Origin of the sequence: Edwardsiella piscicida (genome assembly GCF_001896205.1) — a bacterium.
GTDB classification, from domain to species: domain Bacteria; phylum Pseudomonadota; class Gammaproteobacteria; order Enterobacterales; family Enterobacteriaceae; genus Edwardsiella; species Edwardsiella piscicida.
Map to the genome: position 1 here is coordinate 2,895,690 of NZ_MPNU01000001.1, position 13,717 is coordinate 2,909,406.

A 13,717-nucleotide genomic window follows, 5' to 3' on the forward strand; every position below is an offset into this window, starting at 1 on the left:
AAGGGCCGACCAGCGCAGGATAACGGCTGTCGTCCGTCGGCCATCCGGTGTAACATTTGGCGCAGAATCCATTGATTTAAGGTATCGCCAATGCACTATCGCTTGATTGCCCTCGATCTGGACGGCACCCTGCTCAACGCGCGCAAACAGATCCTGCCGGAATCCCTGGCCGCGCTGGCCGAGGCGCGCGCCGCCGGGCTGGAGGTGATGATCGTCACCGGCCGTCACCACGTCGCCATCCATCCGTTTTATCAGGCCCTGCAGCTGGATACGCCGGCCATCTGCTGCAACGGCACCTACCTGTACGACTATCCCGCTCGGCGCGTACTGGCCGCCGATCCACTGCGCCCCGAGCAGGCGCGGGCGGTGCTGGCGCGCCTGGAGCAGCAGCAGATCCATGGACTGATGTATGTGGATAACGCGATGCTCTACCAGCGGCCGACCGGCCACGTACTGCGCTCTCACGCCTGGGCGGAGTCTCTGCCGGCGGATCAGCGCCCGGTGCTGCAGCAGGTCGATAGCCTGCACGCTGCCGCCGAGCAGGTCGACGCTATCTGGAAGTTCGCGACCTCAGACGAGGACACCGAGCGCCTGCGCGACTTTGCCGCCGGCATCGAGCGCGATCTGGGGCTGGCCTGCGAATGGTCATGGCACGATCAGGTGGATGTGGCGCAGGCGGGAAACAGCAAGGGACGCCGCCTGGCCGAGTACGCCGCCGCGCGCGGCATCGCGATGGATCAGGTGGTCGCCTTTGGCGATAACTTTAATGATATCAGTATGCTGGAGTCTGCCGGCCTCGGCGTGGCCATGGGCAACAGCGCCGACGCCGTCAAGGCGCGCGCCGCGGAGATCATCGGCAGCAATGAGACCCCGGCCATCGCCGACTTCCTGCGCCGCCGCGTGCTGTCGTAATCATCGGGCGTCACGGCGCTCGCCGTGACGCCGCAGGCGGACCTATTGGTTGATGGACACGCTCTTAATCTGGACGTACAGCCGCTGGCCCGGCGCCAGCCCCAGATCGTCGCGCGCCCAGGGGGTGATCCGCGCCCACAGGGTCTCCCCCTCCAGCGCCAGCTTCACGTCCACCTGCCCCTCCACCTCCAGCAGCTCGACCACGCTGACCGCCAGAATATTGCGGATGCTGCTGGCGCGCGGCACCTCCCGCACCAGCGAGACGTCCGCCGCGTTGATGCGCAGCCGCAGCCGATCGCCCGGCTCGCCCGCCTGACGGCTCACCCACAGGCACTGTGCGCCCAGCGCCAGGGCGCTCATCGCATAGTGCGGATGGTGGCGATCGAGGCGCACGTTGAGCACGCTGCTCGGCTCCTCCTTTTGCAGCCAGGGGCGCAGGGCGCTGCTGGCCCAGACCTCCTCTAGACGGCCAAAGGCGCGCATCTGCCCGCGATCCAGCAGCAGCACGTACTGCGCCAAACGCAGGATCTCCTCCATGCTGTGGCTGACGTACAGGATGGGCGTGCGCACATCGCGCGCCAGACGCTCCAGATAGGGCAGCAGCTCACGCTTACGCGGCAGATCCAGGGAGGCCAGCGGCTCATCCATCAGCAGCAGCTCCGGCGCAGTCAGCAGGGCGCGACCAATGGCCACCCGCTGCATCTCGCCGCCGGAGAGGGTGCGCGGGAAGCGATCCAGCAGCGCGTCGATGCCCAGCAGGCCGACAATATCGTCGAACTGCCCACGCATCTGCGCCGCCATGCCATAGGTCAGGTTGCCGCGCACCCGGTAGTGGGGAAACAGGCGCGCATCCTGGAACACATAGCCGATGCGCCGCTGCTCCGGCGGCAGGCAGATCCCGCGCTCGCAGTCCACCAGCGTACGCCCGTTGAGCACGATGCGCCCCTGCTGCGGGCGCGTCAGTCCGCCGATGGCGTTAATCAGCGAGGTCTTGCCCGCCCCGGACAGGCCGAAGATGGCGGTGATCCCCTCGCCCGGCAGATCGGCATCGACCCGCAGATCCAGATCGCCCAGGCGCTGGCGAAGCTCAATATGCAGCATCTCAGGCACCCCCCAGCCGTTTCTGACTCCAGCGCGCCAGCCACTCGGAGAGCATCAGCGACAGCAGCGACAGCGCGATGGCGATCGCGCACAGCCGAGCCGCCTCCGATTCGGCGCCCGGCGTCTCGATCAGGGTATACATCGCCAGCGGGATGGTGCGCGTTTCACCGGGAATGTTGGATACGAAGGTAATGGTGGCGCCAAATTCGCCCAGCGAGCGGGCGAAGGCCAGCACCGTCCCGGCCAGAATGCCGGGAAACGACAGGGGCAGCGTGATGGTAAAAAAGACCCGCAGCGGGCTAGCGCCCAGCGTGCGCGCCGCCTGCTCCAGGCGCCGATCCACCGAGGCCAGCGCCAGACGGATGGCGCGCACCATCAGCGGAAAGGCCACCACCGCCGACGCCAGGGCGGCGCCGTGCCAGCTGAAGCTGAAGCTGAAGCCGAACCAGCTGTACAGCCAGGCGCCGATGACCCCCTTGCGCCCCATCGCCAGCAGCAGCAGGTAGCCGATGACCACCGGCGGCAGCACCAGCGGCAGGTGGATCACGCTGTCCAACAGCGACTTACCGGGGAACCGGTAGCGCACCAGCACCCAGGCGGTAGCAATGCCCAGCGGCAGACTGAAGATCACCGCGGTGCCCGCCACCTGCAGGCTGAGCACCACGGCCTCCCATTCGTAGGGACTGAGAAACATACTCACGGATTAACGCGGGGTGAAGCCGTAGCGGGTAAAGATCGTGGCCGCCTGCGGCCCCTTCAGATAATCGTAGAAGGCGTCGACCGCCGGGCTCTGTTTCCCCTTGACGATCGCCATCGGGTACTCCACCGGCTTATGGCTGTCCGCCGGGAAGACCCCAACCACCTTCACCTTTTTGCTGGCCACCGCGTCGGAGCCATACACGATCCCCAGCGGCGCCTCGCCGCGCTCAACCAGCGCCAGCGCCGCACGCACGTCGTTGGCCCGCGCCATCAGCGGCGATAGCGTCTCCCAGGCTCCCAGCGCCTGCAGCGACGCCTTGGCATAGATCCCCGCCGGCACGTGGTCCGGATCGCCCACCGCCAGACGGCCGCCGTCCAGCAGTTTTTTCCAGTGAGTCTGCGCATTAATGGTCATTTGACCCAGCTTACTGTCAGCCGGCGCCACCAGCACCAGCTGATTCCCCAGCAGGGTATAGCGGGTATCGGCCACCACGGCGTGTTTGTCGATGGCGTAGTCCATCCACTTCTGATCGGCGGAGATGAACAGATCGGCTGGCGCCCCCTGATCGATCTGACGCGCCAGCGTCGAGGAAGAGGCGAACGAGGTGACGATGCTCACCTGCTTGCCCTGCTGATACTGCGCCGCAATCTCCTGCAGCGCGTTGGTCAGGGAGGCGGCGGCAAAGACCGTCACCTTGTCTTCGGCCTGGGCGCCCTGGCAGACGCCGACGGCCAGTACGGCCCCCGCCAGTAATCTATTCCACGCTTTCATCACATCTCCCCGCTCATTCGGTTATATCGTTGTATAATCGATTATATGGCGTAAGCGCAGGCAAGGACACTGAAAAAAGCGCTAAATATGACGCCGTTAGCATTTAGGCGCCCGGGCGAGGCAGAGATATCCCTCGCCCGGCGGCGCACTTAGGCCGGACGAAAGCCATAGCGCTCACCCAGCGACGCCGCCACCCGTGTAAAGGCCGCCTCCACCGCGTCGGGAATGGCGACGTGGGCGATAAAATCGCGCCCGCGCGGCCCGTAGCCCCGCGCATCGTCGCGCAGGCGCGGGATCTCCCCCAGCAGCAGCGACATAAAGCGATCCAGCGTCCACAGGGGAGCGGGGGCTCCCGCGATCGTCACCCCGTCCGCGCCGCGCTCCAGGCGGGGCACAAAGGTCGGCCAGCTGGCAAACTGCACCGTGGGGCAGTCCTGCCAGACCCGCTGAAAGGTAGCCAGCGTGCGGCGCTGCATCAGGGGGTCCTGAACCAACAGCAGGCGCGACGGCGTTGCCCCCTTCTCCTGCAGCAGCGCCCGGGCAAAGCGCGCGTTCTCTCCGCAGTTGGTCGACGCGCTCTCCAGCCAGATCTGCGACGGCGTCAGCAGCCCCTGACGGAGGGCCAACGCCGCCAGCAGCGGGGCTTCGGCCTGCCCCGCCGTCGCCAGCCCGCGGGCCGCCGGCGCATCGGCCAGCGCCTGGTACAGCAGCGGGGTGGAGTGGCCAATCCCGCCGGCGATCAGCAGCCGCGGCGCCACGCCGGCGCGTACGGCGTCAAAGCTGCGCCAGGCGGTCGGCAGCAGGGCGTTACCCAGCAGCACCAGCAGATCGGCGCTGCCGACGGCGGGCCGCTCTCCGGCGAACGCATCGCAGGCCAAAAAACGGGCGATCAGGTTGATATCATGCAGTTGGTCATCGGAAAACACGGCAGCCTCCGCGGCGGGTGGAAAGTGGCAGCGCCAGACAGCACATCGCCCGGTAAAACCGGGCGATGTCGGAATAACAGCGGCGCGATAGGCACCCCGCAGGGGTACGTCGCGCAGCGAAGATCAGGACTCTTTCTCTTCCGGGTGGCCCCAGGCGGAGATCAGGTTACACAGTTCCCCCATTCCCCAGATAAGGCCCATAATAATCGCCATCACCACGGGTACCATGATGGCGGCGACAACCAGACTCTTCAGCAGTTCAAACATGGCTGACTTAACTCTCCGTTGATATGCGCAGTGCGCTAACCCTACCGTTGACTTCGCCGCGAGCGGCGCAAAAAAGGCAGTATCCTGCTCTACAGTGTAACCCAGCCGATGGCGTTTGGCATTGTTCAATCCGTGCGATACGCGCGGTTTGCCTGACGGGCGCCGGATCGGCCACAATAGAGGGAGCGTCAATGCGAGGAGCCGCCATGCAAGCCGATATTTTACTCACCCTTAAACTACAGGATCGTCTGTTTGCCGATCCGCGCCGCATCGAGCTGCTCAAGCAGGTGCGCCATACCGGCTCCATCAGTCAGGGAGCCAAGCTGGCCGGGATCAGCTATAAAAGCGCCTGGGATGCCATCAACGAAATGAACCAGCTGGCGGACGACGAGATCGTCGAGCGTGCCACCGGCGGCAAAGGGGGCGGCGGTGCCCGGCTGACCCGCTACGGCGAGCGCCTGATTGCGCTGTACGATCTGCTGGGGCAAATCCAGCAGAAGGCCTTCGACGTGCTGAAAACCGACGATCTGCCCCTCGACAGTCTGCTGGCGGCGATCGCCCGCTTCTCCCTGCAGACCAGCGCCCGCAACCAGTTTTTCGGCACCGTCATCGAGCGCGGCGAGGAGTCGGTCCAGCAGCATCTGCTGGTACAGCTGGCGGACGGGAAGACCCGTCTGCGCGCCGCCGTAACCGCCCAGAGCGCCCGTCGTCTGGCGCTGCGTCCGGGTAAAGAGGTGCTGGTGCTGATCAAAGCGCCCTGGATCCGCCTGTGCACCGATAACGCCCTGTGCGGCGCCGCCGACAATGCGCTGAGCGGCCAGGTCAGCCATATTCAGGCCGGCAGCGACAACAGCGAGGTGCTGATCGCGCTGCCCGGCGGTGAAACCCTGTGCGCCACCGTCGATAACCGCACCATGAGCCAGCTGCACCTGAGCGTCGGTATGCCGGTCAACGCCCTGTTTAACGCCGATCGGGTCATTATCGCCACCCTCGCGTAAAGCGCCGGGCCCCTCTCCCGGCCGGCCCTGTCCGCCGTTTAACGGCGGTTTACCCCGCTGCGTTAACATGATAGAAAACAAATGACGACATTTGTTAACAATACCTGAGGGAGTCTTATTCTTATGTGGTGGATCATGTTACTGCCGCCGGCGCTGCTGGCGCTGGCGCCGCGCGTCGCCTTTCTGCTGGCCGGATGCGCTGTCCTGCTCCTTGCGCAGCAGGGATTCATCACGCTGCCGGCCGTCGCCACGCTGGCGCTCATGGCGCTGCTGCTATCGCTACGTCAGCGTTTCTCTCCGCGCTGGCGGGGCATCAGTGAGATCGCGCTTCTCCTTGGCATTATCGCCCTCTACAAACACGATTTTCCCGGCTTTCACAATCCGCTGTTACTGGATCGGGTAAGCGCCGGGCCGCACAGCGCCCCTTTTACCCTGTATGCCAATCTGGATAAAGCGCTGGTGCCGCTGCTGCTGCTGGCGCTCTATCCCACGCTGCTGCGCCGCCCCGGCGTGCCCCCCGCAGCGCCGTGGCGCTGGGGAGTCCTGCTGCTCAGCGTACCGGCCCTGCTGCTGCTGGCCGTCGCGCTGGGCGGCCTGCGTATTGAACCGCACTGGCCCGTCTGGACGCCGCTCTTCGCCATTATCAATCTGCTGTTTGTCTCCCTGGCGGAAGAGGCGCTGTTTCGCGGCTACTTGCAACAGCGCCTGAGCGTCTGGCTGGGGCCATGGATTGCGCTGCCTATCTGCGCCGTTCTATTTGGGCTGTCCCACCTGGGCGGTGGCCTGCTGCTGGCCATCTTCGCCACCCTCGCCGGGATCATTTACGGGCTGGCCTGGCAATGGAGCGGGCGCCTGTGGGTGGCCACCCTGTTCCACTTCGGCCTGAATATGCTGCACCTGCTGTTCTTTACCTACCCGCTCTATCGGCCTTAAGCCGTCGAGCGCAGCGTCGATGCCAGTGTAAGCGATACCACAAACCGCATTTCACCATCGCATCCTATCAGGGCTCAATGCTAGCAAGGCGCCATTCTCATTGGAGAGTGGCGTTTACGCCCTTAGTGTAAACGATTCCATTTTTACCGCACAGATCACCTTTTTGAGCCCCCGCGCATGCTACCTTTCTGCCATTAGCATCGCATTGGGAGTCCAACATGATTGTATTAGTCACCGGGGGAAGCGGTTACATTGGCAGCCATACCTGCGTCCAACTGCTGCAGGCGGGCCATACGCCGGTCATCCTCGATAATCTGTGCAACAGCAAGGCCAGCGTGCTGGATCGCATCGCCACCCTGACCGGCACGCGTCCGCGGCTGTACCAGGGGGATATTCGCGATCGGGCGCTGCTCAAGCGCATCTTTGCCGAACAGGCCATCGACGCCGTGATCCACTTTGCCGGCCTGAAGGCCGTCGGCGAATCGGTGCAGCAGCCGCTGGCCTACTACGACAATAACGTCGGCGGTACGCTGATCCTGCTGGAGGCCATGAGCGATGCCGGGGTGCATAACATCATCTTCAGCTCCTCTGCCACCGTCTACGGCGAACAGCCCCAGGTCCCCTATGTCGAGACCATGCCCACCGGCATGCCCGCCAGCCCCTATGGCCGCAGCAAGCTGATGGTGGAGCAAATCCTGCAGGATCTGCAGCGCGCGGCGCCGCAGTGGAGCGTCACCCTGCTGCGCTACTTCAATCCGGTCGGCGCCCACCCCTCTGGCCTGATGGGCGAAGATCCGCAGGGGATCCCCAACAACCTGATGCCCTATATCGCCCAGGTAGCCATCGGCCGCCGCGACGCCTTGGCCATTTTCGGCAGCGACTACCCGACGCCCGACGGCACCGGCGTACGCGATTACATCCACGTGATGGATCTGGCCGATGGCCACCTGGCGGCGCTGCAGGCCAAGACCCAGCGGCCCGGCGTTCATATCTACAACCTCGGCGCCGGCGTCGGCTACAGCGTTCTGCAGGTGGTGGACGCCTTTAGCCGCGCCTGCGGTAAGGCGCTGCCCTACCGTTTTGCCCCGCGCCGAGAGGGCGATCTGCCCGCCTACTGGGCCGACGCCGCCAAGGCCGAGCGCGAGCTGAACTGGCGAGTCAGCCACACCCTGCAGGCGATGGCCGAAGACACCTGGCGCTGGCAATCACAGAACCCCACCGGTTACCCACAGTAAGGAGCGTGGCGATGAGCATTCCCTTTAATCCGGCGGATCACCCGCACCGCCGCTACAACCCCCTCAGCGATCAGTGGGTGCTGGTATCACCGCACCGCGCCAAGCGCCCCTGGCAGGGAGCGCAGGAGACGCCGGCCGCGGCGGCGCTGCCGGCGCACGATCCCGACTGCTACCTGTGCCCGGGTAACCTGCGCGTGACCGGCGATCGCAACCCGGACTACCGCGCGACCCATGTGTTTACCAACGACTTCGCCGCGCTGATGCCCGACACCCCCGATGCGCCGCACAGCGATGACGTCCTGATGCGCAGCGCCAGCGCACGCGGCACCAGCCGGGTGATCTGCTTCTCGCCCGACCACAGTAAGACCCTGCCGCAGCTGACGCTGCCGGCGCTGGAGGCGGTGATCGAGACCTGGCAGCAGCAGAGCGCCGAGCTGGGCAGCCGCTATCCCTGGGTGCAGGTCTTTGAGAATAAAGGCGCGGCCATGGGCTGTTCGAACCCCCATCCGCACGGCCAGATCTGGGCCAACAGCTTCCTGCCCAACGAGGCGGCGCGCGAAGATCGGCTGCAGCGCGACTACTTTGCCCGCCATCGCCGTCCGCTGCTGCTCGACTATCTGCAGCGCGAGCGGGATGACGGCAGCCGCACCGTGGTGGAAACGCGCCACTGGCTGGCGGTGGTGCCCTACTGGGCCGCCTGGCCGTTCGAAACCCTGCTGCTGCCCAAGCAGCACCTGCTGCGCCTGCCCGATGTCGATGCGGCGCAGCGTAGCGATCTGGCGCTGGCGCTGAAAAAGCTGACCAGCCGCTACGACAACCTGTTCCACTGCCCGTTTCCCTACTCCATGGGGTGGCACGGCGCACCGTTCGGCCAGGATGAGGCCGACCACTGGCAGCTACACGCCCACTTTTACCCCCCCCTGCTGCGCTCCGCCACGGTGCGCAAGTTTATGGTGGGATATGAAATGCTGGCGGAAACCCAGCGCGATCTGACGCCGGAGCAGGCGGCCGAACGCCTGCGCGCCGTCAGCGACGTCCACTTTAGCCAAGCCTGATCCCGAGAGGAGAACAACCATGCGCCTCCATGACCTGATTGCCGTGACCCGTGACATTTTTACCCGTGAGTTTGGCTATGCGCCGCAGCTGTGCGTGCAGGCACCGGGACGGGTTAACCTGATCGGTGAACACACCGACTACAACGATGGCTTTGTGCTGCCGTGCGCCATCGACTACCAGACCGTCATCAGCTGTGCGCCGCGCCGCGATCGCCGCGTGCGCGTCATCGCCGCCGACTACGACGATCAGCAGGACAGCTTCAGCCTCGATCAGCCCATCGACGCCCGTGACGATATGATGTGGAGCAACTATGTTCGCGGGGTAATAAAACACCTGCAGCAGCGCTGCGATGGCGTCGGCGGCGTCGACATGGTGATCAGCGGCAACGTGCCGCAGGGGGCGGGGCTCAGCTCCTCCGCCTCGCTGGAGGTCGCCGTCGGCCAGGCGCTGCAGGCGCTGTATCAGCTGCCGCTGGACGGCGTCGCGCTGGCGCTCAACGGCCAGGAGGCGGAAAACCGCTTCGTCGGCTGCAACTGCGGCATCATGGATCAGCTGATCTCCGCCCTTGGACAGGCGCAGCACGCCCTGCTGATCGACTGTCGCTCCCTGACCACCCGCGCGGTGCCGCTGCCGCCGGAGGCCGCGGTGGTGATCATCAACTCCAACGTCAAGCGCGGACTGGTCGACAGCGAATACAACACCCGCCGCCAGCAGTGCGAAGCGGCGGCGCGCTTCTTTGGCGTCGACGCCCTGCGCGACGTCACCCCGCAGCGCTTCGCCGCCGAGTCCCACGGGCTCCCGACGCTGACCGCCCACCGCGCACGCCACGTGATCAGCGAAAATCAACGTACGCTGCAGGCGGCCGACGCCCTCGCCGCCGGCGATCTGGTGCAGATGGGGGCGCTGATGGCGGCGTCCCACGCCTCCATGCGCGATGACTTCGCCATCACCGTCCCCCCCATCGATACCCTGGTCGAGATCGTCAAAGGGGTCATCGGCGATCGCGGCGGCGTGCGGATGACCGGCGGCGGCTTCGGCGGCTGCGTCGTCGCGCTGATGCCGCAGACTCTGGTCGAACCGGTGCGCGCGGCCGTCGCCCGTGACTACGCCGCCCGCACCGGCCTACGTGAAACCTTTTATGTCTGTCAGCCCTCTGCGGGAGCCAGCGTATGTTAACCCCACAGCCCGCGTATGAGACCGCGCCGGACGGCGCCCCCTTTCAATTCACCGCGCTGCACAACGCCCGCGGCAGCACGCTGCTGCTGATGGACTGGGGAGCGACCTGGCTCTCCTGTCGCCTGGCGCTGCCCGACGGTCAGGCGCGCGAGGTGCTGCTCGGCTGCCAGCGCGCCGGGCAATACCCGCAGCAGCAGGCCTTTCTGGGGGCCACCGTGGGGCGCTACGCCAACCGGATCGCCCACGCCCGCTACACCCGCCAGGGGCAAACCGTCGTGCTTCAGCCCAGTCAGGGCGTCAATCAGCTGCACGGCGGCCCGCAGGGGTTTGACAAGCGTCGCTGGCAGCGGGTCGCCTGCGATGCGCGCTCGGTAACCTATCGGCTGGACTCGCCCGACGGCGATCAGGGCTATCCCGGCAACCTGCGCGTAGAGACTCGCTATACCCTCAGCGACGACGACCAGGTCGAGATCCACTGGCAGGCCAGCGTCGACCGCGCCTGTCCGGTCTGTCTGACCAACCACGCCTACTTTAATCTGGACGGCGAGACGCAGACCGATGCGCTGGCGCAGCGCCTGCAGCTGAACGCCGATCGCTACCTGCCGGTGGATGAGACGGGGATCCCCTGCGCGCCGCTGACCGCGGTCTCAGGCAGCGGAATGGACTTTCGCCAGGCCAAGCGGCTGGGGCAAGATCTGCTCAAGGATGCCGATCAGCGGCGAACCAAGGGCTACGACCACGCCTACCTGCTGCAGGCGCGCTGCGCCGACGGCGCCTACCCCGCCGCCGTACTGAGCGCCGCCGATGAGCGAGTTAGCCTGCGGCTATACACCAGCGCCCCGGCGCTGCAGCTCTACAGCGGGAATTTCCTGGCCGGCGTCCCCGACCGCCGCGGCGGCCACTATGCCGACTATGCCGGCGTGGCGCTGGAGAGCGCGTTTTTGCCCGACAGCCCCAACCACCCGGAATGGCCGCAGCCCGACTGCATGCTGCAGCCCAGCGAGACCTACCGGGCCTTTACCCGCTATCAGTTCACGCTGCGCTGAGCGCGATCGCCGCGCGCAACGGTGCCTCCGTTCGCGCGGCGAGGGCCGCAGAGCGCCTCAGCGCCAGAAGAACCAGGCGAACAGGCTGAGCGCAACGATGCTGGCCAGGTTAAGCCAAAAGCCGACCCGTACCATCTCCTGCTGACGGATATAGCCCGAGCCGAACACGATGGCGTTCGGCGGCGTGGCCACCGGCAGCATAAAGGCACAGGAGGCGCCGATCCCGATCACCAGCGTCAGCAGGCTCTCCGGCATGCCCAGCGCCTTGGCGACGGTCGCGAATACCGGCACCAGCAGCGCGGCGCTGGCGGTATTGCTGGTAAACTCGGTCAGGAAGATGATGAACGCCGCCACCGCCAGCAGAATGATAAACCAGTGGCTCTGACCAAAGATATCGGCCATGCCGCGCGCCAGGATAGCGCTGGCGCCGGAGCCCTCCAGGATCAGGCTCAGGGTCAGACCGCCGCCGAACAGCATCAGCACCCCCCACTCCGTATTGCGCTGGATCTGCTCCCAGCTGGCCACGCCGGTGGCGCCGATCAGCACCGCGGCCGACACCGCCACCAGGGTATCGAACTGCTTGATCCCGCCCAGCAGGGCGCTGAGCTGGGCGCTGAAGATCCAGCCGAACACCGTCAGCCCGAAGATAGCCAGCGCAATCAGGCGCGGCAGGGTCCACTCCAGCGTCTCCACCTGCAGCGTAACCCGGTGCTTCAGGTTCGGGCGCAGGATCAGGTAAAGCAGCCCCATCATCAGCGGCATCATCACCACCATTACCGGAATGCCAAACTTCATCCAGGTGAGGAAGTCGATCCCCAGCTGCGCCGCGGCGATGGCGTTGGGCGGGCTGCCCACCAGGGTGCCAAGACCGCCGATGCTGGCGCTGTAGGCGATCCCCAGCAGCAGAAACACATAGGTATTACGCTCGCGCACCGGATCCAGGTTGGCCAGGATCCCCAGCGCCAGCGGCAGCATCATCGCCGCCGTCGCCGTATTGCTGATCCACATGGAGAGCGCCGCGGTGACGCTGAACAGCATCAGCACCGCCGTCCCCATGCGCCCGCCGGCCAGCAGCAGCAGCCGGTTGGCGATCAGGCGATCCAGCCCCTGCACATGCAGCGCCGTCGCCAGCACAAAGCCGCCAAAAAATAGAAAGATGGTCGGGTTAGAAAAAGACTTCAGCGCGCCGCCGGCGTCCAGTAGCCCAAAGCCGATCGCCAGCAGCGGCACCAGCAGCGCCGTGATGGTCACGTGCACCGCCTCCGTCAGCCACAGCACGCCGATAAACACGGTCAGCGCTAGGCCGGTATTGGCTTTTGCGTCAAAAGGCAGGGTATTGAGCAGCAGCAGCAGCAGCGCGATATCGAGCGCGATAATCACTAAGCCCCGCTGCGACGGCGGGCTGGCCACTGCAGCGGTCAACGGGGTTGCTTCCATGTGGAACCTCTCTATCCTGAATCGATGCCATACCTACCCCGATCGGCGCCGACGGGGCTCGATACCGAGAGGAATCGATGCCGGACTCCGGGGCGCGGAGCAGACCTTAATGTTAACAATTGAAACAAGCCGTTAACTATAATCAACAATCCCCCGGGGAAAAACCCCGGATCGGCAAAAATGAGAGGCGGATAGGATCCCGTGCGCGTCGGGCGGCGGCAATCGCTCGAATCGCGATCTGTCGCGGCGTCGCATCGGCTACACTGAGAAGATTGCGCCGCGCGGACGAGAAGCGCGCGAGCGCACGCAGGGCCATTGCATTCCACGCACCATAATGATAATAATTATCATTATAGAGTCGTAATTAAGGAGTCTCACTATGGCTGTCACCAAACTGGTTCTGGTCCGTCACGGCGAAAGCGAGTGGAACCGGGAAAACCGCTTCACCGGCTGGACCGACGTTGAACTGTCAGAGAAAGGGCGCCAAGAGGCGCGGGCGGCGGGTCGCCTTCTGAAGGCGCAGGGATTTTCCTTTGACGTCGCCTACACCTCCGTGCTCAAGCGCGCCATTCACACCCTGTGGCACGTACTGGATGAGATCGATCAGCCGTGGCTTGCGGTTGAAAAATCATGGAAGCTCAATGAGCGCCACTACGGCGCCCTGCAGGGGCTGAACAAGGCGGAGACCGCGCAGCAGTACGGCGACGAACAGGTCAAGCTGTGGCGCCGCGCCTTTGCCATCACCCCACCGGCCCTGACGCCGGACGATCCCCGCTATCCCGGCCACGATCCGCGCTATGCGGCCCTAAGCGCCGACGAGCTCCCGCTGACGGAGAGCCTGGCCACCACCATTGAGCGGGTGATCCCCTATTGGCAGCAGCAGATCGCGCCGCGCATCGCCGCCGGCGAGCGGATCATCATCGCCGCCCACGGCAATTCGCTGCGCGCGCTGGTCAAGCATCTGGATCATCTGAGCGAAAGTGAGATTATCGAGCTGAATATCCCGACCGGGGTTCCGCTAGTGTATGAGTTTGACGCCGATATGCAGCCGCTGCGCCACTACTACCTTGGCGACGCCGACGAGATTGCCGCCCGCCAAAACGCCGTCGCCAATCAGGGCAAGGCGGGCTAACCGCCTCCCCCGCTTACGCCGCCGCGG

Annotated in this window: 14 protein-coding genes; 8 read left to right on the plus strand and 6 right to left on the minus strand. The window is 65.4% G+C overall.

All coding sequences use genetic code 11. The features are described 5' to 3' along the window. Window positions 1-90: 90 nt before the first annotated feature. Window positions 91-912 (plus strand): pyridoxal phosphatase, encoded by an 822-nt coding sequence (locus tag BRD58_RS13320; protein WP_012849383.1) that lies wholly within the window; start codon window positions 91-93, stop codon window positions 910-912. A 42-nt stretch (window positions 913-954) separates the two neighbouring features. On the opposite strand, the gene modC is transcribed toward BRD58_RS13320, so the two are convergent. The 5 genes from modC to BRD58_RS13345 all read right to left on the minus strand — a co-directional run bounded on the left by modC (window position 955) and on the right by BRD58_RS13345 (window position 4,677). Then, on the minus strand, window positions 955-2,013 hold the full coding sequence (gene modC / locus BRD58_RS13325) for a molybdenum ABC transporter ATP-binding protein ModC (protein WP_073383379.1): 1,059 nt from the start codon (window positions 2,011-2,013) through the stop codon (window positions 955-957). A gap of 1 nt (window position 2,014) precedes the next feature. Beyond that, window positions 2,015-2,707 carry a molybdate ABC transporter permease subunit gene (gene modB, locus BRD58_RS13330; RefSeq protein ID WP_012849385.1) on the minus strand — a complete coding sequence of 231 codons (693 nt, stop codon included), beginning with the start codon at window positions 2,705-2,707 and terminating at the stop codon, window positions 2,015-2,017. A 9-nt stretch (window positions 2,708-2,716) separates the two neighbouring features. Further along, the gene (modA, locus tag BRD58_RS13335; RefSeq protein ID WP_069579090.1) at window positions 2,717-3,484 is read right to left on the minus strand and encodes a molybdate ABC transporter substrate-binding protein; all 768 of its coding nucleotides are present in this window, start codon (window positions 3,482-3,484) and stop codon (window positions 2,717-2,719) included. 149 nt (window positions 3,485-3,633) lie between these two features. Further along, window positions 3,634-4,410 carry a YdcF family protein gene (locus BRD58_RS13340; RefSeq protein WP_069579092.1) on the minus strand — a complete coding sequence of 259 codons (777 nt, stop codon included), beginning with the start codon at window positions 4,408-4,410 and terminating at the stop codon, window positions 3,634-3,636. Window positions 4,411-4,533: 123 nt separating this feature from the next. After that, window positions 4,534-4,677: an AcrZ family multidrug efflux pump-associated protein gene (locus tag BRD58_RS13345; RefSeq protein WP_012849388.1), complete on the minus strand. Its 144-nt coding sequence runs from the start codon at window positions 4,675-4,677 to the stop codon at window positions 4,534-4,536. 206 nt (window positions 4,678-4,883) lie between these two features. On the opposite strand from BRD58_RS13345, the gene modE reads away from it, so the two are divergent. The 6 genes from modE (at window position 4,884) to galM (ending at window position 11,121) form a co-directional block, all read left to right on the plus strand. Next, window positions 4,884-5,675, plus strand: a complete 792-nt coding sequence (gene modE, locus BRD58_RS13350) for a molybdenum-dependent transcriptional regulator (RefSeq protein ID WP_012849389.1) — start codon at window positions 4,884-4,886, stop codon at window positions 5,673-5,675. 123 nt (window positions 5,676-5,798) lie between these two features. Beyond that, a complete protein-coding gene (locus BRD58_RS13355; protein WP_069579095.1) occupies window positions 5,799-6,608 on the plus strand; it encodes a CPBP family intramembrane glutamic endopeptidase in 810 nt (269 codons plus the stop codon). 218 nt (window positions 6,609-6,826) lie between these two features. After that, complete coding sequence (gene galE, locus BRD58_RS13360) at window positions 6,827-7,843, plus strand: UDP-glucose 4-epimerase GalE (protein ID WP_012849391.1); 1,017 nt, start codon at window positions 6,827-6,829, stop codon at window positions 7,841-7,843. 11 nt (window positions 7,844-7,854) lie between these two features. Continuing rightward, a complete protein-coding gene (gene galT, locus BRD58_RS13365; protein ID WP_069579097.1) occupies window positions 7,855-8,898 on the plus strand; it encodes a galactose-1-phosphate uridylyltransferase in 1,044 nt (347 codons plus the stop codon). Between the two features lie 19 nt (window positions 8,899-8,917). After that, a complete protein-coding gene (gene galK, locus BRD58_RS13370) occupies window positions 8,918-10,075 on the plus strand; it encodes a galactokinase (protein WP_069579100.1) in 1,158 nt (385 codons plus the stop codon). Next, the gene (gene galM, locus BRD58_RS13375; protein WP_012849394.1) at window positions 10,069-11,121 is read left to right on the plus strand and encodes a galactose-1-epimerase; all 1,053 of its coding nucleotides are present in this window, start codon (window positions 10,069-10,071) and stop codon (window positions 11,119-11,121) included. The genes galK and galM overlap by 7 nt, the downstream gene beginning before the upstream one ends. 57 nt (window positions 11,122-11,178) lie before the next feature. Here the strand turns inward: galM and BRD58_RS13380 are convergent, their stop codons facing one another. Next, window positions 11,179-12,558 carry an SLC13 family permease gene (locus BRD58_RS13380; RefSeq protein WP_015462071.1) on the minus strand — a complete coding sequence of 460 codons (1,380 nt, stop codon included), beginning with the start codon at window positions 12,556-12,558 and terminating at the stop codon, window positions 11,179-11,181. Between the two features lie 379 nt (window positions 12,559-12,937). On the opposite strand from BRD58_RS13380, the gene gpmA reads away from it, so the two are divergent. After that, complete coding sequence (gene gpmA, locus BRD58_RS13385) at window positions 12,938-13,690, plus strand: 2,3-diphosphoglycerate-dependent phosphoglycerate mutase (protein WP_012849396.1); 753 nt, start codon at window positions 12,938-12,940, stop codon at window positions 13,688-13,690. The last annotated feature ends 27 nt before the right edge of the window (window positions 13,691-13,717 follow it).

Coding starts and splice junctions, on each gene's coding strand:
- BRD58_RS13320 (WP_012849383.1), top strand. CDS start 91: ATGCACTATCGCTTGATTGCCCTCGATCTGGACGGCACCCTGCTCAAC.
- modC (WP_073383379.1), bottom strand. CDS start 2,013: ATGCTGCATATTGAGCTTCGCCAGCGCCTGGGCGATCTGGATCTGCGG.
- modB (WP_012849385.1), bottom strand. CDS start 2,707: ATGTTTCTCAGTCCCTACGAATGGGAGGCCGTGGTGCTCAGCCTGCAG.
- modA (WP_069579090.1), bottom strand. CDS start 3,484: ATGAAAGCGTGGAATAGATTACTGGCGGGGGCCGTACTGGCCGTCGGC.
- BRD58_RS13345 (WP_012849388.1), bottom strand. CDS start 4,677: ATGTTTGAACTGCTGAAGAGTCTGGTTGTCGCCGCCATCATGGTACCC.
- modE (WP_012849389.1), top strand. CDS start 4,884: ATGCAAGCCGATATTTTACTCACCCTTAAACTACAGGATCGTCTGTTT.
- BRD58_RS13355 (WP_069579095.1), top strand. CDS start 5,799: ATGTGGTGGATCATGTTACTGCCGCCGGCGCTGCTGGCGCTGGCGCCG.
- galE (WP_012849391.1), top strand. CDS start 6,827: ATGATTGTATTAGTCACCGGGGGAAGCGGTTACATTGGCAGCCATACC.
- galT (WP_069579097.1), top strand. CDS start 7,855: ATGAGCATTCCCTTTAATCCGGCGGATCACCCGCACCGCCGCTACAAC.
- galK (WP_069579100.1), top strand. CDS start 8,918: ATGCGCCTCCATGACCTGATTGCCGTGACCCGTGACATTTTTACCCGT.
- galM (WP_012849394.1), top strand. CDS start 10,069: ATGTTAACCCCACAGCCCGCGTATGAGACCGCGCCGGACGGCGCCCCC.
- BRD58_RS13380 (WP_015462071.1), bottom strand. CDS start 12,558: ATGGAAGCAACCCCGTTGACCGCTGCAGTGGCCAGCCCGCCGTCGCAG.
- gpmA (WP_012849396.1), top strand. CDS start 12,938: ATGGCTGTCACCAAACTGGTTCTGGTCCGTCACGGCGAAAGCGAGTGG.